We start from the raw sequence: 20891 nt of genomic DNA on the forward strand, positions 1-20891 counted from the left end.
TTTTCACGACTTGACCTTCCTGTGCTGGAATACTTTAGCCGGGACAACGGAAAACAGGAGCAAACATCTATGACGACCCTAAATATCCCGGACATGAGCTGCGGGCACTGCAAGTCAGCTATCGAAAAAGCCGTTGCCACGGTGGATTCCTCCGCACAGTTGGACTTTGACATGGAAAACCGCAGGGTACGTGTCTTAAGCGCCAATCCACTTGATCATATCCTTGCTGCTCTGAAGTCCGAGGGATACGAAGCCACGGTCGCATGAGAAACTTAGGGGCGCACATTCTGTCGCCGCCTTGGTTTTATCTTGCGTCTCTGACTGCCTCGATTAGCCGGGTCATTTCATCTTCGGCGATCAGCCCCGGGGCAAGCGCATCTCCAATCACAAACGAGGGGGTGCCACTAAAGCCAAGCTGTCGGGCCAATTCCATGGACACCTGAATATGCGCGTCGACTTCCGGCGCCTCCATGTCTGCGCGCAATTGATCCTCGTCCAGGCCAAGTTCCCGAACAACTTTCAGGACACTGGCCTCAGTGGCACGACCGTTCAGAGCCATAAGTGCCCAATGAAATTCTTCATATTTTCCCTGATTACGTGAGGCAAGCGCGGCGCGTGCCGCGAAGTCGGAACCTTCTCCGAGTATGGGCCATTCTCGATAAACAACTCGTACATCGGAATCGCCTGCGATTACGTTTTTCACGACCGGGGCAGCGCGTTTGCAATATGGGCAGTTATAGTCAAAAAACTCGACCACGGTTACATCGCCTTCCGGGTTTCCGATGACAGGCGCATTCGGATCCTGTTCCAGCAATTCACGCTGATTTTCCAGGACGTTTCCAATGGCTTCGGCTTTTGCCTGATTCTCGCGCTGTTGAAGCAGTTGAATCGCCTGCATGATAATCTCAGGGTTTTCCAAAATGGCTTCCAGAGCCAGCCGTTTCACATCGGAGTCAGACAGCTCTTCGGCGCGTGCCATAGGAACGCCAATCGACATGGCGATGGCGATTAAGCCGGCAAGTATTCGTTTCACATCAGTTTCCTTCCGTTTGTTCTGCCTCGGTGCGCTGCATTTGCAGCTTGCGTTCCCGATCCGGCCAACTTCCCTTGATGAAGGCGAGGATGTCCCAGATTTCCTGATCCGACAGAGTGTCACCGAAACCCGGCATGCCGCTTTTGACGTCAGCGACACCCATCTGTTTTAGCGTTTGGTCCCCGCCAAGCTTTGTATAATCGAACAACAACTTGTCGCTGTGATGCCAAGTGTGCCCTGTTCGGTCATGCGGGGGTGCCAGTAGTACGCCATCTGCACCGGGTGTTTGCCAATCCGGCTGACCCTCCAAATCTGCCCCGTGGCATGACGCGCAGTTTTCGGCGTACAAAACTGCACCACGTGCCGAATCCGCCGATGAACTGTTCTGCGCACGCCCACCCAGGCCCCAGCCAGCGACCGCGACAATGATCACCACAGCAGCCAGTGACACCCATTTCGCCGCGCTCTTATTCATCACGCCACGCTCAGCCAGGTCTTCATACCAGCGGCCTGATGCGACAGCATGTGGCAATGAAACAGCCAGTCCCCCGGATTATCCGCAACGAACGCAATCTCCCGCGTTTCTATCCGGTCAACCAGGATTGTGTCCCGCAGCGGCCCCAGGCTGCCGTTCGGCAGAACTTCCTGGAAGTGCGTCCCGTGCAAGTGCATAGCGTGCGGAAAGACGGTGTCGTTCTGCATCTGAATCCGGACTATGTCGCCACGCGTAACGGCAGCAAGCGGGTTTTCAGGTAACCCGGCGACACCGTTGAATGTCCAGATCTGCCCTTCCTGAACCAATTCATTGGCGCTCATGACTTGGCCGTTAAAAGTGCCTTGACGCAGTCCGCCCATCGCCCCGCCTTCCATCACCAATGGAACTGTCAAAGCGTCAGAAACATCTTCGAGAAAAGAAGCAGGGTTGGGTGGCAGGGCTGCGATCACACCGCGGTTAGCAGATGTGCCGCTTCCCGAAACCGGGATCTCAGCGATGACAAACGATTCATCGCGTTCGTGAAGAGTTATTTGAACGGCTTCGTTCGATTCCGCTGTTACATCAACAATTAAGTCTGCTCGCTGTGCAGGCCCGAAAACAAGGGTTTCAAAATCCTCTGGCTGCGCTACCGGCATGCCATCATAAGCGACCAGTTTCCCGTTTGCGCCACCTACTGAGACATACATGATCCGATCAGTTGCCACGTTGACCATTCGAAGTCGCAAACGCTGGTTTGTCAGAACTTCTGTCATGGGCGATATGTTTGCGTGAACGTAGTTTCCCATTCGGCCTGCATGCGTCCAGTCATGCATCGCGCCGAAATCATCGACGATTTGGGCGTCCTGACCCAACCTCCAGTCATCCAGCAGGATCGTAAGGTCATGATCCGTGTCCGGCGGGTCCGTTTCGTCGACGATGAACGCGCCGTAAAGGCCCCTGGCCACTTGTTCCGTTGACTGGTTATGAGAGTGGTACCAGAAGGTTCCTGCATCCTTCAGAGGCAAGTCATACTGAAATTCGCCGCTTGTTGGTACAGCCTCCTGTGTAAGACCCGGCACCCCGTCCATATTGTTTGGAACCCGCAGTCCATGCCAATGGATTGCCGTAGGCTGAGGCAGTGAGTTCAGGAGCGTCCGGCGAACCGTTTCGCCCTGCCGGGCACGAATTTCGGGGCCCGGAACACCGCCATCATATCCCCATATCTCAGTTTCAGGATAGCTGTCGGGGGCAACACGTGCCAATCCTGAACGCGCCTCGATTATTCGGGGGGCGGTCGCCGCCCTCCCGATAGTCGGCATTGCGATTAGTGCCGACGTGCCTGCAACGAATTGCCTGCGATTAAGCTTCATGAAGACTTCCTTCCAAAGAATACTTGATCTCTCACTGGATTATCCCCCCTCGTGCACATCCAGCAGATAGGTCGCCATTGCCTTCCGGTCATCGTCTGTCAGAAAACTGGTGCCATAGTTTACAACCTCTCCCATGGCCCCGCCGAAGACATCGCCATCAGGCATGACGCCGGTGCGCAAGGCGTAAGCCAGATCATCAACCGTCCAACCACGCATTTGCAGGGTCTCAAAGTCGATAGCCGGTGCCTTGTCACCGCCCGGCAGAGAGTCACTTCCTTTGAAGTGTTCCGTGTCCGAATTTCTTGCGCCAGCCAGGTTCCTCCCGGTGTGGCAGGCCGCACAATGCGTGGCACCTTCGACCAGTAGCCGACCCCGGTTCCACACTTCGTCATTGCCCGGCACGGGATCAGTGCGGGGTGGTTCCAGAAAAGCCGCGCGCCACAGCTTCAGGCCCCATCTCTGATTGAAGGGGAACGCCATTTCCTGCTCTTTTGACGGTTCCGCTACCGGTGCAACCGTTTGCCAGGCGGCCCAGAGATCGGCGATATCCTGATCCGTGAAATTGGCATAGAACGGATAAGGAAAGGCCGGGTAGTAGGGTTGTCCGCCGGGTGACACGCCTTGACGCACAGCGCGAGCAAACTCCTCGATTGTCCAGTCACCGATCCCGTGGTCAGGATCTGTGGTCAGGTTCGGCGAAAAGAGCGTGCCGAACGGGGTATCCAACTCCACCCCACCGGCCAAGGGCGCGCCCCCTTTGGCAAAATCTGTGTGGCAAGCGATACAGCCACTTGCCCTTGCCAGATAAGCCCCGCGGTTAACGTCACCCTGAATGTCGAGAGCTTGTAAGGGCTGGCCAATTGGCCAAGCCATCACGGCAACAAGTCCCGCTGACGCCGTTACGGCGGCAGCAAGGCCCAATCGGAATATCGGTCTCATGACGCATTCCTATTCCGACCGAAATTGCGTGTGACATGCCGAGCATGTCTGGCTCAGCATCATGAACACACCATCTGCCGGCATTTCAGAAAGTTGTGCCTGGTTTGAACTGCCGCCCATCATTCCGGCACCCATCATGGATGCGCCGCCCATCATGCCCGAACCATGGCCCGACCCGGACATCATCAACCCGTTGTCCGCCGCAAGCGCAAGGCCTTCAGAGTAGGTTTCCAACTGTCTGGCTAACTCTGCAAATGAACCCCAATCCTGCCAGATCTCCGATTTGGCCTCCGAGGGTTTGCCATCAGATCCCTCTGGAAACAGCTTTGTCATGCTCTCGCCAGCGTGACGCCCGATTTTCTTGGCCTCGCTTCGTACCGTTTGCGCATTGTAGGGCGTTTTCCCCTGCATCATCGGCGTAAGGATCTTCATGCTGTCCTTCATCGCGGACATACCATCCATGCGTTCTTTGACGATGCCGGTTGCGCCACCATGCGCCAGGGCGGCGGCTGCGAACAGAGAAACCAGGGCAACGCCTGTGGTCATTTTTAGAATGTTCATTGTTTTGTCCTTGTCGTCTGCTTCGACGCGCCCAGGTTGAGCGCAATTCGACTGGTCAGATCAGGACACGCGGCGGCGGTGGGTCAAACGCCGCGATACCGAGAACCCGGTATTGGGCTCGAGGGATCGAGTATCTTTGTTCAGTATCTTGGGGGCCAGGCGGTGGTGGACCCATCGAAAATAGACCAACAGCGTTGCAAATCGTTCCGCCATGACAATGTCCGGGATGACCCTGCTTGACATGCTCAACGTCCGCAGAGTCCGATTGGTCAATCACGTGCTGTGAACCACTGCCATGTGCATGAGCAGAATCGGCCGTCACAAGCAGCCCGCCAATGGCCAGCACCATTGACAGTATGATGTAACGAATTGCACTGCCCATTCGGCTCGTCACCTTCAGAAAATCCCGTTTTCCTGCTGCAACTCTCTTATGTACGCCACGATGCCTTTCACATCCGCACGGGTCAAGCCATCGACCGGCGGCATATTGCCGAACTTCCAATGGTGTGCCCGAACTCCATTCTGGACTGCCACATAAAATGACTCGTCCGAATGGTGGCTTGGTTCATAGATTTTATGCACCAAAGGTGGTGCAAGGCCTTCCAGACCCGTTGCATTCGCGCCATGGCACGCCGAGCATTTGGCGTCGAATGCCACTTTGCCGACGGCCGCAAATTCGCTTAGCTGGTCCGGCAGATTGACGTTTTCAATTGGGTCTCCTGGCTCCAGTGCTGACGTATCGGGCGGCGTCATCGAGTGACCTGTTGGTTGCTGATTTAAGTTGTAGACGAACGCGGCGGCGCCTGCGACCACTACTCCGCCTATCAAGAGTGTAAGTTTATCCATCTCTGTTCTTCACATGATTGTCAGTTCTTAGGTTCAACGCGCGCAAAAAAAGTCGGCCTGACCAAGGTCAGATCAGTTTTACCTGAGTGCCCACAGTGGCCAGTTCGAACAATTCCGCAATCTGCTCGTTGTATAAACCAATGCAGCCGTTGGAGGATCTTCTCCCGATCTTGCGCGTGTCGTTGGTGCCGTGGATGCGGTAGTATTGCCAGCTCAAATAGAGCGCATGTGTCCCCAGAGGGTTCTCAGGACCCGGGCCTACATAGTCAGGCCATGCTGGATTGCGCTGTTTCATTGCCGGCGTTGGTCGCCAAGATGGCCCTTCGACCTTGCGAATAACTGTGGTGTAGCCCAGCCTTGTAAGGTCTTCCGTGAGCGGTACGCTGGTTGGATACATCCGATAGACGCTTTCGTCTTCTGACCAATATTGCAGGACCTTGGACTGTGTATCGGACAGGATTACCCCGTTTTTCAAGGTATCAAAGTGGTCCTGCCATTTAGCAACGCGGAATGAGGAAACATTGCGGCGCGTCCCCTCAGTTGCCGTTGATTGGGCCCAAACGGCCGGTGCTGGAAAAAGCGTCGTCGCAGCAAACGCGGCAATCACTCCACGTCGCGTAACAACCTTTCCTTCTTTGCTCCGTTTCATGCCTGCCATCCCAAAGTTTATTCTTTTTTTCCGACTCAAATAACTCGTATGCCCGGTTCCTGCGCTGGAAGGTCAACACGCAAATGACATTTCATATGGGATGCCTCGTCTGAATTGTTGTTGCCGTCGGCGCAGGAATATTTCCTTAGAAGGCGGACCCAAATCATCAAGTCATTGTGGAAAAGCAATTTTTCTTGGACGTAATTCCAGGCTGCTTTAAGCAAAACCTGACTTTCTTGAATCAACCGAGCACAAAAAAGCAACGCTAACAATTGCTTAGTTCTTGGTGAATTGATGTGATCACCCGTCGATGCGAGGGTATCAGGTACTACAAATGACAAACACAGTGGACTAAACACCATGTGCTTCAAGAAAGCTTTCCAAGCACTGGCCGCACTTATGCTCGTCGGCGCCTGCACCGAAACAACGTCGATATCTGCAGAAAGCGAGCCCGGAACGCTTTCCCGAGTTCCTGACGCCGTTGCCCAGATCGCTGCTCCGGGCCAGGACCTGAACGCCGTTAAAATCATGCCTGAGGACGGTTGCTATTGGTATCGCTACGTGGGGCCGGTTGAAACAACCTACCTGCCACTCAGGACTATTGAAGGGCGCCCAATCTGTACGCGCGCCTGACAAGCGCCTATCAGCTGGTCGCGGTCAGAAGGCGCTCGGGAGGGTAGAGATGAGCCGTGGACCCTGGCCTGACACGATCATAAAGCCCGATGATATGTGGCATCGCCATCCTTACGCAGCCAGAACTTGCGCGACCTCCGATAGATCTTGGATAAGGCGTTCCGTGAATTCGCAGGTATGTGTCGCGACCACCTTCGAACAGATAAAACGCCCTTGATCCCAATGGGTTTGTCGGCCCACCGGGCACACCATCTGCGAATTGCGCATATTCATCAGGGTCGCGTTCAATCATTTCGGCTGTAGGAGTCCAACGCGGCCATTTGGCCTTTCGCTTGATTGTGTAGACACCGGGCTCGTAAAGATTGCCTCGGGCAATGGCTACGCCGTAACGCATTGCTGTGCCACCGTCTTCGATGAAATACAGATATCGTGCCACCGCGTCGACATGAATGTCACCCGGAATAAGTGGTCGATTGGTTTGCACACGCTGAGGCAGGAAACGTGGGTGTAACCCCCAGGGATTGGATGTTGCGGGATCAAAATTGGCTGGCGTTACTTGCGCATCCCACTCCGACCATTGCGAGGCCGCCGCCGACGTCACTCCAAAAACCGGCTGAGAGAAAATGGCGAGCGAACTTGCAACAAAATGTCGTCTGGTCAGCATTTATAGCGCTCCTGTTGCCTGGTTGGTGTCTGGAGTTAGTACCCAGGGGATTAGACAATCCGCGACGGGGGAAGATTTGTCCATTCAATTATTCGTTCGATACCGCTTCGACCCACCCGCGAGTTTTCAAGGCATAAAGTAACCTAGGCAGCTTCGTGTTTAACCTGAAACTTCACCAAGCGTCGGGACGACAATGCCTGCTGTTCATACCCCTAAAATCTTCCCTGTTCCGGCCGTGTCTATGCACCAAGTAAGGCCCAAGCAAATGCTGGACTGGTTTGACAGCGTCAAATTCGCTTCGCGCCAAAACAGCTTGACCTTCCATCGTGGGAAGGCGTTAGCAGAGGTCTCCAATCCGAATTTTGGAGTTGAATGTGAAAGAAAATCAGATTGCAGACGCGCCGCAGGCGTCAACACCGGTTAGCGGCGGCAAGATCCTGAAATGGGGCATGATGGTATGTTGCATTGCCATGATAACGCCGATCGTTCTCTACTTCATCGCCGGCGGGACGGTTGGCGGGCTTTCTGAATCCTTGGGTCTTTTCGCACCGTTGATCCTGTGCCTCGGAGCCCATTTCTTTATGCACAAGGCGATGGGAAAATCCTGTCATTCGAACAAATCTGAATCGGAAAGACCAAAGGCAACAGACGCCGCGGTCGGACCGAACCCAGTACACCGGCAATAATCTTCAATCATGAAGCTTTGGTGCTCAAGGTTGGCCGCCATGTCGCTGGCCGCTCTTTCGCTGGCGGCTTGCGCACCACGCCCTAAACTATGCCCGCTGCAACCGCCGCAGCCTGAATACGCCCTGCCCCAAGGTTGCCGGGTTCAATGGGAGGGCGCGGATGGCGGGGCCTATTTCATCTGCGAAGACGGGCGCGAAGGTTTCGTGAGCTGATCGTGGGGATGTGACATTCCGGCTCGTTGACCCTCCAGCGCTGGAATCTGGCAGAGACGGGTGCAAAACAACCGATGGCAACGCGCAATGGCAAGAACACTCCTAAATTTATGTATTATGATCTTGGGGTTAATCTTTGGCCAGACTTCCGCCGGGACAAGCCTTGCAGCTACATCCCAAGCGTATGAATCAGAGCCCCTGATCGCACACATAATTACCGCGCAGGACGGGATCGCGCCTGACGTCAAGACGATCACTGCAGGACTGCATCTGAAACTGGGCGAAGATTGGAAAACCTACTGGAAATCGCCTGGTGAGGTGGGAATTCCGCCCAAGATCACTTGGAACGGCTCGCAAAACGTCAGCGACGTACAGTTTCACTGGCCCGCGCCGATCCGTTTTCGCGCCTTCGGGATCGAGAATTTCGGGTACAAGGACGAAGTGGTCTTTCCGCTGACCGTCACACTCGAGAACCCCGGAGCGCCAGTTGACTTGAAGGCCGCTGTGACAACGCTGATCTGTTCCGATATCTGTGTGCCGGTCGAGTTTTCGCTGGACTTGTCGCTGACTCAGGGAACGGGTCGGGATCAGGACTCGGCCCGGCTTATAAATGCCTTTCTGTCGCGGGTGCCAACCACGGGAAACACAAGCGGAATGAAGTCCGACGCTGCGACTCTGGATACCGAGTCCGAGATGCTGACGCTGAATTTCACCAGCGACCTGCCCTTTGATGCGCCTGATGTCTTTCCCGACATGGGACGTGATACCGCGTTTGGTGCACCCGACATCCGGCTCGCTGGCGACAGGCGTCAGCTATGGGTGCAATTCCCGGTCCTCGCTCTGGCACAGGCCCCCCCCTCCTTGTCCGTCACGGTTACCGACACCAACCGCGTGGCCGAGTTTTCGCCCCGTACCGACGCTCCCCCTACCCCGCCACCATATGAGATCGCGGCCGCCGAAACTTCAGCCAGCGCGCTGGTCTGGATCATTTTGCTGGCGGTGGGCGGCGGGTTGATTCTGAATGTCATGCCCTGCGTACTGCCAGTGCTTTCGATCAAGCTTTCCTCGGCGGTAAAGGCTCGCGACCGCTCTGCGGCTCAGATTCGCGCCGGGTTCCTGGCTTCGGCAGCCGGAATCCTGACATTCATGTGGCTGTTGGCGGCTATCACCATTGCGGCGCGGTCGCTGGGCTATTCCGTCGGCTGGGGCATCCAGTTCCAGAATCCGCTTTTCCTTGCGGTGATGATCGTGGTGCTGGCGGTTTTTGCAGCCAGCCTCGCGGGCCTGTTCGAGATCACGCTGCCGCAGTCGCTGAACACCCGGCTGGCCCATGTCGAAAAGGGCCGCGTGTCGCTGGTCGGGGATTTCCTGACCGGAACTTTTTCAGCAGTTCTGGCGACGCCCTGCTCGGCCCCCTTCCTCGGCACGGCGGTGGCCTTTGCCTTGACCGGCCGACCGGTGGATATCGTGGCGATCTTCACCGCAATGGGGGTTGGGCTGGCCATTCCTTACTTGCTGGTTGCAGTACACCCGAAACTCACCGCCGCTCTGCCTAAACCGGGGCGTTGGATGGTGGGATTAAAATGGGCCCTGTCGGCGGCACTGCTGACCACGATCGGCTGGTTGGTCTGGGTGATGGTCGGGGTGGCCGGAGACACTGCTGCAACTGCTACCGTGCTGGCTGCAACTGTGCTGGTCCTGTTGATCTGGAAAAGTACGATGATGCCACCCGTTCTGCGCTGGACAGCCCTGTTGCTGACGCTGACCGCAGCGTTTGCTGCACCGGTTGTGATTGCCGGCAAAGACCGGTCCAAGCTGCTTGAGCCAGCCGGAGAGATCCCATGGATTACCTTCAGCCGCTCCGAAATCGCCCGCCTTGTTTCGCGCGGCGAGGTGGTTTTCGTCGATGTCACAGCCGATTGGTGTTTGACCTGCAAGGCCAACAAAGCGCTGGTTCTGGAACGCGGCGAGGTTCTGGCAACACTGCAATCGGACAAAGCAATTCCGATGCAGGCCGACTGGACCCGCCCCGACGATGTGATCGCCCGGTTCCTTGAGGACAATGGCCGGTTCGGGATCCCCTTCAACATCGTCTACGGCCCGTCGGCCCCCGAAGGCATCGCCCTGCCAGAGATCTTGACCACGAACGCCATTCTCGGCGCGATGGAACAGGCCGCGCCGATTGCGGGCGGAGCTGTGGAAAGCGGATCCTGACCCCGGAGTTCACATATCCCGGATGCGATTGCTCTGCTGCGCCAAACGCATGGTCTCGTGCTCTTCCATATCCAGTAGTGCTTGAAGGAGTTCGCGTGCCTCGGGTATCTCGGCACGCCCTTGCAAATACCGATATAAATCGATCACCTGATTGTGAAGATCGAAGACCGCTTCGCAGATCTCATCGACGCTCATCTGTGCGAACGGTCTGTCGCAGGTGCGATGTGGGTCGATCGGCTCATGGCCCAAATAGTCATATACCCACGTGTTGAGCGCTTTGGGATCGGCTCGTTTCACGAAGCCATCGATGATTTTCTCCAAAGCAGCCTCATGGTCGGCGAGGTAGGTAAGCAACATCCTGACCAGTTCCTGCTCGGACTGTGTCGAACAGTGGGCCAAACATTCAGCGAGCCAATGATGCATTTCCCGCGTCCAGACAATTAGATCAGAAAACGTTTCAACTTTCATGGTCTCAACCTCCTAAAGATCGGCATGCGAAAGCCTAAACCGGCATTTTCCAGATGCTCACTGGGCATCGAAGCGCAAAGTCGGCGCCGGCCCGACCCACGCCAGGCTGCGGGATTCAACCCCCCAGTTCCAGCAATGCCCGGTCGATTGCCACCTTGCGCGGATCCTCCTGCGGCAGGTCATCCGCCAGATCCCTTGCCCTGCCATAGGCGTTCCGGGCGCCGTCGGTCTCGCCCAGCACCGAATAGGCGTTGCCCAGCCGCATCCAGCCGTCCAGATCGCCTGGGTTTTCCTGCATCCGGCTCGCCAGCCGTTCGACCATCGAGCGGATGAAGGCCTGCCGATCTTCGTCGGACATCTCCTCGGCCGTCGCCACTTGATCGGCAGTTGGGCCGGGCATGGAAGGGGCAAAAGCCGCCAGATCCACCGGCGCCCGTCCGATCGACGGGGCGATGCGGTTAAGCTGGGCCACAAAACTCTCCATCCATGGCCGGAACTCCTCTTCGGCGTCGATCCGTGTCTTCAGTAGATCATAGGCCTCATCAGGCGATCCAGCCTGCTCCAGACCAACGGCTTTGTAGAATGTCGCTGCTGGGTTCGATGGGTCCAGTTCCAAGGCTCGTTCAAACGCCCGATCGGCCTTGGGCGTAACGACACCGTCATCGGCATAGACCAACGCCTCGCCATATTGCGACACCAGCGCTGAATTCGCATTGGGTCGGTCCAGCAACCCCTCGAACGCGTCTGCGGCATCTCCAAAGCGTCCCATACGCATATAGGTCTGAGCCAACAACACCCATCCCTCGGTTGGTCCGCCGGTTTCATCCGCCTCGAGCCGCGACTTCAGGCGCACGGCAAGGTCGGCGATTTCACGGGCTTCCGCCTGCTCCCCCTCGCGTTGGGCAAATGGCTGGCTGGGGATGTCGGGATTACCCAGTTGCCAATAAAGACCGGCTCCGAGTGCTGGAACTGCCAGCGCGGCAAGTAGAATCAGTGCACGCCCGGAATGGCCCATCATCGCTTTGTCGTCCGATTGCCGGTCAATCGCCTTCAGGCGACGTTCTATCTCGGCTCTGGCGGCCTTGGCTTCTTCGGCCGAGATAATTCCTCGTTCAAGGTCCTTCTCAACTTCGCCGATCTGGTCGGAAAAGATGGCAGAGGCGCTTTCGCGTCTCGACAAGTCCGAGGTCTTGCGCCCCATACCGGAGAGGGCGAGCGTCAGAAACACCGCCGCGGCCATGAATGAAAAGATAATCCAGATCATGCGCGCGGCTCCGTGAGTGAATGGTTTTCGGGATTCCGTTCTTCGCTCGCGCCGCGTTCCGTCTCTTGTTTTCGCGACTTCCGATATCGGCGCGCATTTTGGGTCAATACCGCTGCAGTCGCGATACCACCCAGCCCCAGGATGACGATAGGCGCAACCCACAGAATGTAAGTTGATGGCTTCCATGGCGGGTTGAACAGAACATAGTCGCCATAACGCGCAACCAGAAAATCCATAACCTGCTGGTCCGAGTCACCTGCCACCAGCCGTTCGCGCACAAGCAGACGAAAGTCGCGCGCCACCCCGGCGTTGGAACTGTCGATGTCTTGGTTCTGGCACACCACGCAGCGCACCTGTTTTGAAATCGCCCGGGCCCGCTCTTCCAAAACCGGATCTACAAGTATCTCGTCGGGCTCAACCGCGAATGCCGGCTGCGACACCAGCGTCGCCAGAGTGACTGCGGTAATTACAATTCGACGTATCATGACGCCTCTCCTCCGACCGCCCGCGCCTGATCCAGCGCGGTGCGCATCTTTGAAATTGCCTCGTCGCCCAGCACCGGGCCGACAAAACGGAATACGACCTTGCCCGCGCCATCAATCACAAAGGTCTCCGGTACGCCGGAAATCCCCCATTCGATCCCGGCTCGGCCGTCCAGGTCGGAACCGATGCGCTCATAAGGGTTGCCCAGATCGTCGAGCCATTTCCGCGCGCCCTGCGGCTTGTCTTTGTAGTTAATGCCCATCAGGCGAATGCCCTCATCGCGCACCATACGCGTCAGCACCGCATGTTCGGCCCGGCAGGGCACGCACCAGGACGCAAACACGTTGACCACGATCGGAACTGACCCGTCATTTTCCACCAGATCGGTACTGGACAGCCCGTGGGTATCCAGCCCATCGACCGGCGGCAAGTCGAACTCAGGCACCGGCTGCGAGATCAAAACAGACGGGATTTCGTTTGGATCGCGATCGGGATTCAGTCCCCATAGCAGGAAGGCACCCAGGATGCCGGCAATCGTAATTGGGAACAGTGCAAATAGACGTTTCATTGCCCTACTCCGCCGCCACCGGAATGGAGCCCTGCCCAGTCCGTTTTCGTGGTGCACCGACGCGTAGACGCCGATCGGTGAGTGACAAGACCCCACCCAATGCCAACAATCCTGAACCTATCCAGATCCAGACCACCAATGGCTCATACAAGATACGCAGGGTCCATTTGCTCTGTTCTGATTCCGCCGCCGGTTCCGATATCGAGGCGTAAAGGTCCCCTGCCAACGTCGTTCGAATTGCCGACTCGGTCGTACTGGTACCCGCCACGAGATAGGCCCTGCGCTCGGGTTGAAGCGTGGTGACATAAGCGCCATCGCGAAATACCGTCAGTGTGGCCGTGCGAGACAGATAGTTCGGACCGCGAAGCTGTTCCACACCGTCAAAACGCACGTCGAACCCTGCTATCTCAATCTGTGTTCCGGGCTCGGCAAAAGTCACGACCTCGGATTTCCAAGCGCTGGACCCGATAAAGCCGATCATACAGACAGCCAACCCCGCATGGGCCACGACCATGCCGTAATGAGAACGCGGTAGGTTGCGGGCCCGACGCAGGGACTCGGCCAACGGCGCCTCACCCAATTTAATTCGGCTGGCCCACTCTGTCAGCACAGCGCCCAGCAACCAAACCGCAAGGCCGATCGACACTACCGCCAAGGCTGGGCCGCCGGTATCCAGATACCACACAAGCAACGCTACGAGCAGGCTAACCCCGGCCACCCATTTGAGCCGGCCCAGAACACCGCGCAAATCCGCCCGCTTCCATGACAACAGCGGCCCAATCCCCATTACAACGACCAGAACCAGCATGATCGGCACGAAACTGGCGTTGTAATAAGGTGGTCCAACCGAAATCTTTTCACCTGTCACAGCCTCAAGCAAAAGCGGATAAAGCGTACCGAATAGAACCGTCGCCGTTGCGGTGGCCAGCAGCAGGTTGTTAATAAGCAAACCGGCCTCGCGGCTGATCGGGGCAAAAAGACCGCCGCCCTCCATCTCCGGTGCGCGTATGGCAAACAGCGTCAATGAACCACCGATCGCGACAGCCAACAGCGCCAAGATGTAAATGCCGCGTTCGGGATCGACCGAAAACGCATGGACCGATGTAAGCAAGCCTGAGCGGACAATGAATGTCCCCAACAAGGACAACGAGAAGGTCAAAACGGCCAGTAGGATCGTCCAACTTTTGAAGCTGCCGCGCTTTTCGGTCACAATGGCCGAATGGAACAGCGCTGTGCCAGCAAGCCAGGGCATAAACGAGACATTCTCGACCGGATCCCAGAACCACCAGCCGCCCCAACCCAGTTCGTAATAGGCCCACCAGCTGCCCAGAACGATACCAAGTGTAAGAAACACCCAGGCCGCCAATGTCCAGGGTCGGACCCACCGCGCCCATGCCGGATCGACCCGCCCCTCAATCAGGGCAGCCACGGCGAAAGAAAATACGATCGAGAAGCCGACATAACCCAGGTATAGGAACGGCGGGTGCATAGCCAGGCCGACATCCTGCAACAGCGGATTTAAATCCTGACCATCCAGCGGTGCCGGAAACACCCGGTCGAACGGGTTCGAGGTGAACAGCATGAATGACAGGAACCCCGCACTGATCCAGGCCTGCACTGCCAGAGTGCGCGCCTTGAGTTTCAGCGGGATGTTCCGAGCCAACAGAGACACACCCAGCCCGAAAATCACCAATATCAGAATCCACAACAGCAGCGACCCTTCGTGGCTACCCCAGGTCGCAGCCACCTTGAAAAGCATCGGTTTCAGCGAATGAGAATTGCTGGCCACATTTAGCACAGTGAAATCGCTGACCACGAAGGACCACATTAGAGCGGCGAAGGCGATAGCAACCAGCGCTGTCAGCAGGACCGAGGTCGCAGATGCCGATCGCATCCACATGACATTGTTCCGGGCTGCTCCAATCAAGGGTAATACGCTTTGCACCAAGGACACGGCCAGGGCAAGCGCCAGGGCGAACTGCCCGATTTCCGGTATCATTCCAATCCCTCCGGATTTCCGGTTTTGCGGCCTTGTCCGACAATCCAGCGCTGGAGGGTCAAGCGCATTATTGCCGCACCCCCCTCCGGCTGATGCATTCTTGACGAGCGCAAGTCTGGCCGGTGGCCTTGACCTTCCAGCGCTGGAGACCCCCACCATTCCGGCTTCACCAATGGGCGTACCGAACATTTTGTTTTCAGGACACGGATTCAGGAAACAAACGAACACGAGGGCAAAATGACACGGAACAACAGCAAGATTTTGTGCGTCTGGCAACGCCTCCAGGCCGTAATGCTGGCTGGGGGGCTGAGCCTCGGGTCACCTGCCATGGCCCAACCTGAAAACCGTCCGGCTGACAACGTGGCGATGAACTCGCAAGCCTCCAGCAACATGTCAGGTATGGGAAGCATGTCCACGATGATGCGCCCCGACGCGGTACCGCCAACGGGTGTCGTTGGCGGTATGCATCCGCCTGAGGGTGTTTTGATGCCGGTGTTCTCTTACATGAACATGGAGATGAACGGAAATCGTACCGGAACGCAGTCGCTGTCTACCTCGGACGTGCTGTCGCAGTATCCGATCGCGCCGCTCAGCATGAGCATGAACATGGCGATGGTCGGCCTGATGTACGGTGTGACCGACGAAATCTCAGTGATGGCGATGCTGCCCTATACACGTAAGACGATGAAGCACCAGACCCGCATGGGCCAGACCTTTAAGACCAAGGCACAGGGGTTTGGCGATCTGAAGATCATCGGCGGATATGATATCTACAAATCCAACGGGCAGGTGCTGGAACTATCTCTTGGCCTCAGTCTGCCGACCGGCTCGATAGACGAGACCGACACCACACCGGCCGGGCCGGACCAGCTGTTGCCCTACCCCATGCAACTGGGTTCAGGCACTTACGACCTGCTGCCGGGCGTCACCTATACGGGCCAGAACGCGGATTGGTCGTGGGGCGCCCAGCTGGCCGCCATGATCCGGATGGGTGAGAATGATGCCGGTTACACCTTGGGCAACGTCTATTCAGCAACAGTTTGGGGTGCACGGCGCTGGAATGATCAGTTCAGCTCTTCGTTGCGGGTGGTCGGCGACATCGTCAAAAACATTGACGGGTCGGATGCACGCCTGAACCCAGGCATGGTGCCCACCGCCGATCCGACCCTGCGCGGCGGACAGTTTCTGAGCATCGGAATCGGAGTGAATTACCTTGTGTCGGGATCGGGCGTTTTGGCGGGCACGCGTCTGGGTATCGAGGGCGTGATCCCGGCGTATCAAGATCTGGATGGGCCCCAGCTTGAACGCGATTACACAGTCTCCTTCGCGATACGCAGGGCGTTCTGACCCTTCAGCCCCAAACCGACTGTAAACGGACAATCAGCGCCGCCGCGGTGGTCAGAACGACCACTGACACCGCCATCAGTAGAAGGGCCAATATCACAGGTCCGCCGCGCCCGGGTACGCGACGTGCCAGTTGGGCCGCAAATCCAGTACCGTGGGCGATCTGGCTCTGAACAACGGATAGGTACAGTGGCAGCGCTCCGACCAGCGTGGCGTACAGGTAAACGCCTGAGATGTTCTCGAAGTAGGCGGAGCGCACCAGCGTCGGACCGACTACCCGCAACGCCACTACGGGATCACCGCCGAAAGACCCGAACCAGTCCGCCGAAAGCGCGTAGATCAGCGCATGCAGCCCGATGAACAGGACGGCCCGAAGCAGCAGGTCAATCAGCAGATACCGGGCCGGGATGGCCCATTTGCCCCGCGCCCTTACCCCAACTGCGAAAAGAAAAAAGCTGAGATAATTTACGAGGAACACGACCGGCAACCCGTTCGTCACCACCTGGCGCAAAAACCGAACAAACGCGGGACCACTGTTCAGGAGGTGCGTCGCAAAGCCCGGCGTGCGCAAAACGAAGATGGCCAACAGCGGAAACAACGCGAGGCAACTGACGATCAGCGTGTTTCTGGCAAACTTCCAGAAAGGCAATTCAGTGGCAAAATATCTGTTCATTTCATTTAGTTTGCCAACGGTTCCAGCGCAATGTCGATGCCAAATGGGTCACAGACCTGCCACAGAACCTTCGATTATATTATTCCGCAAGCCCTCGACCCGCCTTACGCGCAAAAATAGACCGTTTTGATCGTTACTTTTGGCGCACTCATAAATCACAATCACATCTGATAAGTACCCCTTATCAGGTTTATTTGATTTTGCCGCGAAATGCGCGCAGAGTGGCTGCCATTGTCGGTTTTCCTTAACCACTGGACTCGCGACGGCTTTGGTCCAAAACCCGTAGACTCCTGCCCTGCCCGACACTCTGCTTCCGTAAAATCTGATCTGCCCGGCGCCTCAACGCTTTAGCTGTGACCGGTTGGCCTTGAGCCGTCAAATCTGTGCGGGCTTGCGCAAGGGCCTCCCCTATGCGGTCCTTCAGCCCGTCGAGAACAGAGACCGGCTGCGGAGGTTTTGGTGTCCCCATGGCTGTGCGCGCCTGTACGACAGGTGCCCTGCCCTGGGTTGGAGACGCCTCGCGCGCCGCCAAGACCGGCATATTCGCCAGCACAACGTTTCGTTCCAAGGCCGCGATTGCACAGGCTTCCAAAGCCGCCCGCCAGTCTCGAACAGATGTGCCTGCCGCAAGGTGCTGTCCGTATTGCCCGGCCAGTTGTCCCAGCGCGGCCCAATCCAGAGCCCCGGTCATCGCCCGGACCCGTGTCCGATCAGGGTCCGACACGATCTTCACGATACGCCGATGGACCGAGGCCAGGCACGCCATTGCCCTGGGATCGACCGGATCAACCGGGGTGACGCGGTAGGGCGTGGCACAGCGGGCACAACAGGTAAGTGGCAGGCCGGTCACAGACAAAGGCTCCTGGCAGTGGCTGCACGCCCGCTCAAGCCACACGTGATGCGTCAGGCACACCGGGCCGCCCATGCGCCAATGCAGCGGCCACAGCGGCGTGGCCGTGGCCAGGCACAAGGGACAAAAGCGCCGGGTGCCATCTAACAGCCGGAACGGCCCGATCCGCCATGGAGCAGCTGTGACCCGAAGCCGATCCGCAAGCCTGGGCGCCTCCTCGACCCACGGCAACACCATCGCAGAAAACCGCGCAACATCGATGCCAGTGCACCGAGCCAGCGCCTCCAGGTGGTCGCGATCGGGACGATCGCTATCAGTGGGACCGTTTTGCAGCCCCATCCACCGCCACATGCGCCGTTCCGTCCCGAAATACAGTGCCACCAGTTGACCCAGCCAGCCCGACAGGCTCTCCCCCGACCGCGGGGCCGGGACAAATGGCAAACTGTCAAGCAAAGGCCTGCCATTCCCCGGCAGCTGCGGCTTCGAGGCCCTGTAACGTGATACGCTCTTCGCCCCCGACGGCTGTTGCCGCGGCCGTCGTCAGCAGATGGAACACATCCCCCGTGATACCCCCCGACAGGGCCACAAGCGCCCGCATCACAGCCCTATCCTGTACCGGGCTAGGGGCGCGTAGGGGCATTGCAGCCACGATGCTGCACACCAAGTCCGCGAAAGCTACATTATCCCGCCAGACCTGCAGGCCATGCTTGTCAAACCGGCTGTCGACCTGGGTATCCAGCTTCAGAACATGCAGGGAGGCATCGGTCCCGAAGGCGATCACGGGCATTTCAAGCTCGTTGGCCAGAAACTTGATCAGGTTCAGGAGTGCCTGAACATCCCGAACCCCTGATGCCCCCACATGCTGGAACTCATCCAGCAAAAGCGCCGCCGGCTGCAGGTGCCGCAACAGCCGAAGGGCGGCAATCTCGATCTGGTCCAGCGTGTCCCGCGGGCGCGCAGGGGCGCCCAGCCGGTCCAGAAGATGTGCATAAAACCGCCGCTCATCGGGACGGGCTGGCAGTTGCATCGACACCAGCGGATGCGACCTGTCGCTGCCCGGCACGGCAAAGCCGTCCGCATGATCCCGTTCCAGTTTGCGCCGGATCAGGGTTTTTCCCATGCCGGACGGCCCATGGATCAACAGCGAGCGCATTCGTGACACCCTGGGCCGCTGCAGCAACTCCTCGACCCGCCGCACCGTCTGCATCGCCAGCGGGTAGCTCACCCAACGATCAGACCGGATAATCCGCCTGCGCTCTGTGTCGCCCAAAACCGCCAGCGGGCGAATTGCGGGCGGTAAATGCGTGAAAGATGCGTTCATGTCTTCACCAGAGTTCGGAATCATAGATTTTCGGCACATAATTCGGGTCTGGCACTTCCGCTTCAGCACCGGATTCTGGCGCATCCAGTGCCTTGTGCGCATCGGTTCGACGCTGCTCAGCCCGCCGCGCCGCCCGGCTTTTCCCGGCGGCGGCCGACACCAGATGGCGGCCTGCCTCAATGGCGTCGAACACAGCGGCCTCATTTGCCGTTCCCTGCCCCGCCTCGCGCAACACAGCAAGGGCCGCCCGGTGCTCCCAAAGGGTGATTGGTGGGCGATCCGCATATTTGGTGGTTAACCGCTCAAACCGCCCTTCCGGCGTCTCAAGCCAGACACAGGACAAATCCCGGGGATCATAGCGCACCGGCAGTTTACCGGGCTTTGACGCCGCCCAGACCGCCATTTCCGGATGCCAGTAAGCGATATTGAACAGCTGCAGGCCATCTCGGCGTGGCGTGCGGTATGCGAAGGGCAGGAAATCGAGCAACACCCGGTCCGGATCTTTTGGAGTTCTGGGCACCCACCCTGTTGCCTCGGCCGCTCTCCAGGCGCTCAACGGCGTGCGTCCAAGCGCCGTATGTACCCGGTTGTGGTAGACACCGGTGATCCGGCCCGCGAGCCAGGTTTCCAGCTCAGCGCGCGTCATGACGGCTCGGGCCTCGCTGTCATACGCCCCTTTTTCGACCGGATTGGAGAACGTCGTGCCTGGCAACAGATGGCATTCGGTCATCAATGTGCCCATCAAGCGCTCGATATGGCCACCCCACCAGGGCGCACCCGGCGGGCGGAAATCCAGCGCCATACCGTATTGTTCGCACCCCCGTTTCAGTGCAACGGCCCGAAACTCTGCCGCATTGTCGAGCTTGATCGTGTCAAAAAGCCCTGTACAGGGCCAAATATGCGCGAGATTGCGCGCTGACAGCCACTCCGCTTTGTCCCCGACAGCCTGCGCTATTGCCAATGCGACCGACAGGCGGGATGGCGGGTCCAGCGAGACGACAAACCCCAGCACCATGCGGGTGGCGACATCCAGAACCAGCGTCAGCCAGGGCCGGCCGATCGGTTTGCGCCGAACGTCATCGACCAGTTGGACATCAACAAGCGTGTGATCAATCTGCACGACACTGAGGGGCATAGTGGCCTCGAGAGACCCTCTGGACGGCCCGACCTTTGACTGAGCAGCCCTGTACCCCTCCCGTGACCGTGTCAGTTTGACCTGATTCAGGCGTAAGGCACGGGTTCTGACCGACTTTAAACTCGGTGGCTTCAAACCCTGCGCCTTGCAAAGCCTCGAAATCTCCCGGTGTACGGCAGACAGAACCGGCTTTTGTCGTGACGCATAAAACCGGTCCAGCTGATCGGCGATGATGACCTCAACCGCATCCGAGAGCAAACGATGCCCCTTTGGACGACCACCTTTTGCAGGGACCAGTGACACCGTCCTGGGATCTTCCGAATATCTGTTCAGCAGCCGGTAAACCCAGGCCACGGAGAGGTTCAGCCGTCGAGCCGCCCGTGCAACCTCGGCCCGGTTGCCCCGTCGCTGACTCAGGGGGCGGATTTCCCGCTCACGCCGCACGGCCTCCGCCCAACGAGCTTCGTCAATCGCCTCAACACCACCCATTCGTCTCCGCCGCG

The 20891-nt window shown here is 58.0% G+C and carries 25 protein-coding genes and 1 pseudogene; 7 read left to right on the forward strand and 19 right to left on the reverse strand.

Annotated elements, in window-relative coordinates:
* Nucleotides 1-69 precede the first annotated feature (69 nt).
* On the forward strand, nt 70-267 hold the full coding sequence (locus tag FIU92_RS21565) for a heavy-metal-associated domain-containing protein (protein ID WP_152460774.1): 198 nt from the start codon (nt 70-72) through the stop codon (nt 265-267).
* Nucleotides 268-304: 37 nt separating this feature from the next.
* Here the strand turns inward: FIU92_RS21565 and FIU92_RS21570 are convergent, their stop codons facing one another.
* The 3 genes from FIU92_RS21570 to FIU92_RS23095 are packed head-to-tail and all read right to left on the reverse strand — an operon-like array spanning nt 305 to nt 2281.
* Nucleotides 305-997, reverse strand: a complete 693-nt coding sequence (locus FIU92_RS21570) for a DsbA family protein (protein WP_152460850.1) — start codon at nt 995-997, stop codon at nt 305-307.
* A gap of 37 nt (nt 998-1034) precedes the next feature.
* On the reverse strand, nt 1035-1508 hold the full coding sequence (locus FIU92_RS21575) for a c-type cytochrome (RefSeq protein WP_152460775.1): 474 nt from the start codon (nt 1506-1508) through the stop codon (nt 1035-1037).
* Nucleotides 1508-2281 (reverse strand): multicopper oxidase domain-containing protein, encoded by a 774-nt coding sequence (locus tag FIU92_RS23095; protein ID WP_254705423.1) that lies wholly within the window; start codon nt 2279-2281, stop codon nt 1508-1510. The genes FIU92_RS21575 and FIU92_RS23095 overlap by 1 nt, the downstream gene beginning before the upstream one ends.
* A gap of 42 nt (nt 2282-2323) precedes the next feature.
* On the opposite strand from FIU92_RS23095, the gene FIU92_RS23100 reads away from it, so the two are divergent.
* Nucleotides 2324-2485 carry a hypothetical protein gene (locus FIU92_RS23100; RefSeq protein ID WP_254705424.1) on the forward strand — a complete coding sequence of 54 codons (162 nt, stop codon included), beginning with the start codon at nt 2324-2326 and terminating at the stop codon, nt 2483-2485.
* A gap of 6 nt (nt 2486-2491) precedes the next feature.
* Here FIU92_RS23100 and FIU92_RS23105 read toward each other — a convergent pair.
* The 6 genes and pseudogenes from FIU92_RS23105 to FIU92_RS21605 all read right to left on the reverse strand — a co-directional run.
* Nucleotides 2492-2878 (reverse strand): annotated as a pseudogene (locus FIU92_RS23105) (multicopper oxidase domain-containing protein); the annotation flags it as partial.
* A 39-nt stretch (nt 2879-2917) separates the two neighbouring features.
* Nucleotides 2918-3817, reverse strand: a complete 900-nt coding sequence (locus FIU92_RS21585; RefSeq protein ID WP_152460777.1) for a cytochrome c — start codon at nt 3815-3817, stop codon at nt 2918-2920.
* Nucleotides 3818-3826: 9 nt separating this feature from the next.
* Nucleotides 3827-4378: a cytochrome c gene (locus FIU92_RS21590; protein ID WP_152460778.1), complete on the reverse strand. Its 552-nt coding sequence runs from the start codon at nt 4376-4378 to the stop codon at nt 3827-3829.
* 60 nt (nt 4379-4438) lie between these two features.
* The gene (locus FIU92_RS21595; RefSeq protein ID WP_152460779.1) at nt 4439-4621 is read right to left on the reverse strand and encodes a hypothetical protein; all 183 of its coding nucleotides are present in this window, start codon (nt 4619-4621) and stop codon (nt 4439-4441) included.
* A 153-nt stretch (nt 4622-4774) separates the two neighbouring features.
* Nucleotides 4775-5224: a cytochrome c gene (locus FIU92_RS21600; protein ID WP_152460780.1), complete on the reverse strand. Its 450-nt coding sequence runs from the start codon at nt 5222-5224 to the stop codon at nt 4775-4777.
* A gap of 67 nt (nt 5225-5291) precedes the next feature.
* Nucleotides 5292-5882: a L,D-transpeptidase gene (locus FIU92_RS21605; protein ID WP_152460781.1), complete on the reverse strand. Its 591-nt coding sequence runs from the start codon at nt 5880-5882 to the stop codon at nt 5292-5294.
* A 351-nt stretch (nt 5883-6233) separates the two neighbouring features.
* On the opposite strand from FIU92_RS21605, the gene FIU92_RS22965 reads away from it, so the two are divergent.
* A complete protein-coding gene (locus tag FIU92_RS22965; protein ID WP_152460782.1) occupies nt 6234-6506 on the forward strand; it encodes a hypothetical protein in 273 nt (90 codons plus the stop codon).
* 10 nt (nt 6507-6516) lie between these two features.
* Here the strand turns inward: FIU92_RS22965 and FIU92_RS21615 are convergent, their stop codons facing one another.
* The gene (locus tag FIU92_RS21615; RefSeq protein ID WP_152460783.1) at nt 6517-7170 is read right to left on the reverse strand and encodes a L,D-transpeptidase; all 654 of its coding nucleotides are present in this window, start codon (nt 7168-7170) and stop codon (nt 6517-6519) included.
* Nucleotides 7171-7532: 362 nt separating this feature from the next.
* On the opposite strand from FIU92_RS21615, the gene FIU92_RS21620 reads away from it, so the two are divergent.
* The 3 genes from FIU92_RS21620 (at nt 7533) to FIU92_RS21625 (ending at nt 10283) form a co-directional block, all read left to right on the forward strand.
* The gene (locus tag FIU92_RS21620; protein ID WP_172978565.1) at nt 7533-7856 is read left to right on the forward strand and encodes a DUF2933 domain-containing protein; all 324 of its coding nucleotides are present in this window, start codon (nt 7533-7535) and stop codon (nt 7854-7856) included.
* Nucleotides 7857-7865: 9 nt separating this feature from the next.
* Nucleotides 7866-8069, forward strand: coding sequence for a hypothetical protein (locus FIU92_RS22920; RefSeq protein WP_170602093.1), 204 nt, complete (start codon nt 7866-7868; stop codon nt 8067-8069).
* 117 nt (nt 8070-8186) lie between these two features.
* On the forward strand, nt 8187-10283 hold the full coding sequence (locus FIU92_RS21625; RefSeq protein ID WP_152460785.1) for a protein-disulfide reductase DsbD: 2097 nt from the start codon (nt 8187-8189) through the stop codon (nt 10281-10283).
* 9 nt (nt 10284-10292) lie between these two features.
* On the opposite strand, the gene FIU92_RS21630 is transcribed toward FIU92_RS21625, so the two are convergent.
* The 5 genes from FIU92_RS21630 to FIU92_RS21650 all read right to left on the reverse strand — a co-directional run bounded on the left by FIU92_RS21630 (nt 10293) and on the right by FIU92_RS21650 (nt 15065).
* On the reverse strand, nt 10293-10751 hold the full coding sequence (locus FIU92_RS21630) for an ATPase (protein ID WP_152460786.1): 459 nt from the start codon (nt 10749-10751) through the stop codon (nt 10293-10295).
* 115 nt (nt 10752-10866) lie between these two features.
* Nucleotides 10867-12015, reverse strand: a complete 1149-nt coding sequence (gene ccmI / locus FIU92_RS21635; protein WP_152460787.1) for a c-type cytochrome biogenesis protein CcmI — start codon at nt 12013-12015, stop codon at nt 10867-10869.
* Nucleotides 12012-12500, reverse strand: coding sequence for a cytochrome c-type biogenesis protein (locus tag FIU92_RS21640; RefSeq protein WP_152460788.1), 489 nt, complete (start codon nt 12498-12500; stop codon nt 12012-12014). The genes ccmI and FIU92_RS21640 overlap by 4 nt, the downstream gene beginning before the upstream one ends.
* A complete protein-coding gene (locus FIU92_RS21645) occupies nt 12497-13066 on the reverse strand; it encodes a DsbE family thiol:disulfide interchange protein (RefSeq protein WP_152460789.1) in 570 nt (189 codons plus the stop codon). Before FIU92_RS21645 ends, FIU92_RS21640 begins: the two co-directional genes overlap by 4 nt.
* Before the next feature lie 4 nt (nt 13067-13070).
* Nucleotides 13071-15065 (reverse strand): heme lyase CcmF/NrfE family subunit, encoded by a 1995-nt coding sequence (locus FIU92_RS21650; RefSeq protein ID WP_152460790.1) that lies wholly within the window; start codon nt 15063-15065, stop codon nt 13071-13073.
* Nucleotides 15066-15302: 237 nt separating this feature from the next.
* Here FIU92_RS21650 and FIU92_RS21655 point away from each other — a divergent pair, with 237 nt between their 5' ends.
* A complete protein-coding gene (locus tag FIU92_RS21655) occupies nt 15303-16412 on the forward strand; it encodes a transporter (RefSeq protein ID WP_152460791.1) in 1110 nt (369 codons plus the stop codon).
* 4 nt (nt 16413-16416) lie between these two features.
* Here FIU92_RS21655 and FIU92_RS21660 read toward each other — a convergent pair whose 3' ends face one another.
* The 4 genes from FIU92_RS21660 to FIU92_RS21675 form a co-directional block, all read right to left on the reverse strand.
* Complete coding sequence (locus tag FIU92_RS21660; RefSeq protein WP_152460792.1) at nt 16417-17082, reverse strand: hypothetical protein; 666 nt, start codon at nt 17080-17082, stop codon at nt 16417-16419.
* Nucleotides 17083-17326: 244 nt separating this feature from the next.
* A complete protein-coding gene (locus FIU92_RS21665) occupies nt 17327-18373 on the reverse strand; it encodes a TniQ family protein (RefSeq protein ID WP_216646614.1) in 1047 nt (348 codons plus the stop codon).
* A 4-nt stretch (nt 18374-18377) separates the two neighbouring features.
* A complete protein-coding gene (locus FIU92_RS21670) occupies nt 18378-19253 on the reverse strand; it encodes a TniB family NTP-binding protein (protein ID WP_172978567.1) in 876 nt (291 codons plus the stop codon).
* 4 nt (nt 19254-19257) lie between these two features.
* The gene (locus FIU92_RS21675; RefSeq protein ID WP_172978568.1) at nt 19258-20877 is read right to left on the reverse strand and encodes a Mu transposase C-terminal domain-containing protein; all 1620 of its coding nucleotides are present in this window, start codon (nt 20875-20877) and stop codon (nt 19258-19260) included.
* Between the last annotated feature and the right edge of the window lie 14 nt (nt 20878-20891).

Origin of the sequence: Ruegeria sp. THAF33 (assembly GCF_009363615.1) — a bacterium.
GTDB lineage: Bacteria > Pseudomonadota > Alphaproteobacteria > Rhodobacterales > Rhodobacteraceae > Ruegeria.

Coding starts and splice junctions, on each gene's coding strand:
- FIU92_RS21570 (WP_152460850.1), bottom strand. CDS start 997: ATGTCGATTGGCGTTCCTATGGCACGCGCCGAAGAGCTGTCTGACTCC.
- FIU92_RS21585 (WP_152460777.1), bottom strand. CDS start 3,817: ATGAGACCGATATTCCGATTGGGCCTTGCTGCCGCCGTAACGGCGTCA.
- FIU92_RS23095 (WP_254705423.1), bottom strand. CDS start 2,281: ATGACAGAAGTTCTGACAAACCAGCGTTTGCGACTTCGAATGGTCAAC.
- FIU92_RS21640 (WP_152460788.1), bottom strand. CDS start 12,500: ATGATACGTCGAATTGTAATTACCGCAGTCACTCTGGCGACGCTGGTG.
- FIU92_RS21645 (WP_152460789.1), bottom strand. CDS start 13,066: ATGAAACGTCTATTTGCACTGTTCCCAATTACGATTGCCGGCATCCTG.
- FIU92_RS21600 (WP_152460780.1), bottom strand. CDS start 5,224: ATGGATAAACTTACACTCTTGATAGGCGGAGTAGTGGTCGCAGGCGCC.
- FIU92_RS21565 (WP_152460774.1), top strand. CDS start 70: ATGACGACCCTAAATATCCCGGACATGAGCTGCGGGCACTGCAAGTCA.
- FIU92_RS23100 (WP_254705424.1), top strand. CDS start 2,324: ATGCGTCCAGTCATGCATCGCGCCGAAATCATCGACGATTTGGGCGTC.
- FIU92_RS21590 (WP_152460778.1), bottom strand. CDS start 4,378: ATGAACATTCTAAAAATGACCACAGGCGTTGCCCTGGTTTCTCTGTTC.
- FIU92_RS21595 (WP_152460779.1), bottom strand. CDS start 4,621: ATGTCAAGCAGGGTCATCCCGGACATTGTCATGGCGGAACGATTTGCA.
- FIU92_RS22920 (WP_170602093.1), top strand. CDS start 7,866: ATGAAGCTTTGGTGCTCAAGGTTGGCCGCCATGTCGCTGGCCGCTCTT.
- ccmI (WP_152460787.1), bottom strand. CDS start 12,015: ATGATCTGGATTATCTTTTCATTCATGGCCGCGGCGGTGTTTCTGACG.
- FIU92_RS21605 (WP_152460781.1), bottom strand. CDS start 5,882: ATGGCAGGCATGAAACGGAGCAAAGAAGGAAAGGTTGTTACGCGACGT.
- FIU92_RS22965 (WP_152460782.1), top strand. CDS start 6,234: ATGTGCTTCAAGAAAGCTTTCCAAGCACTGGCCGCACTTATGCTCGTC.
- FIU92_RS21670 (WP_172978567.1), bottom strand. CDS start 19,253: ATGAACGCATCTTTCACGCATTTACCGCCCGCAATTCGCCCGCTGGCG.
- FIU92_RS21575 (WP_152460775.1), bottom strand. CDS start 1,508: ATGAATAAGAGCGCGGCGAAATGGGTGTCACTGGCTGCTGTGGTGATC.
- FIU92_RS21655 (WP_152460791.1), top strand. CDS start 15,303: ATGACACGGAACAACAGCAAGATTTTGTGCGTCTGGCAACGCCTCCAG.
- FIU92_RS21660 (WP_152460792.1), bottom strand. CDS start 17,082: ATGAACAGATATTTTGCCACTGAATTGCCTTTCTGGAAGTTTGCCAGA.
- FIU92_RS21615 (WP_152460783.1), bottom strand. CDS start 7,170: ATGCTGACCAGACGACATTTTGTTGCAAGTTCGCTCGCCATTTTCTCT.
- FIU92_RS21630 (WP_152460786.1), bottom strand. CDS start 10,751: ATGAAAGTTGAAACGTTTTCTGATCTAATTGTCTGGACGCGGGAAATG.
- FIU92_RS21650 (WP_152460790.1), bottom strand. CDS start 15,065: ATGATACCGGAAATCGGGCAGTTCGCCCTGGCGCTTGCCCTGGCCGTG.
- FIU92_RS21675 (WP_172978568.1), bottom strand. CDS start 20,877: ATGGGTGGTGTTGAGGCGATTGACGAAGCTCGTTGGGCGGAGGCCGTG.
- FIU92_RS21625 (WP_152460785.1), top strand. CDS start 8,187: ATGATCTTGGGGTTAATCTTTGGCCAGACTTCCGCCGGGACAAGCCTT.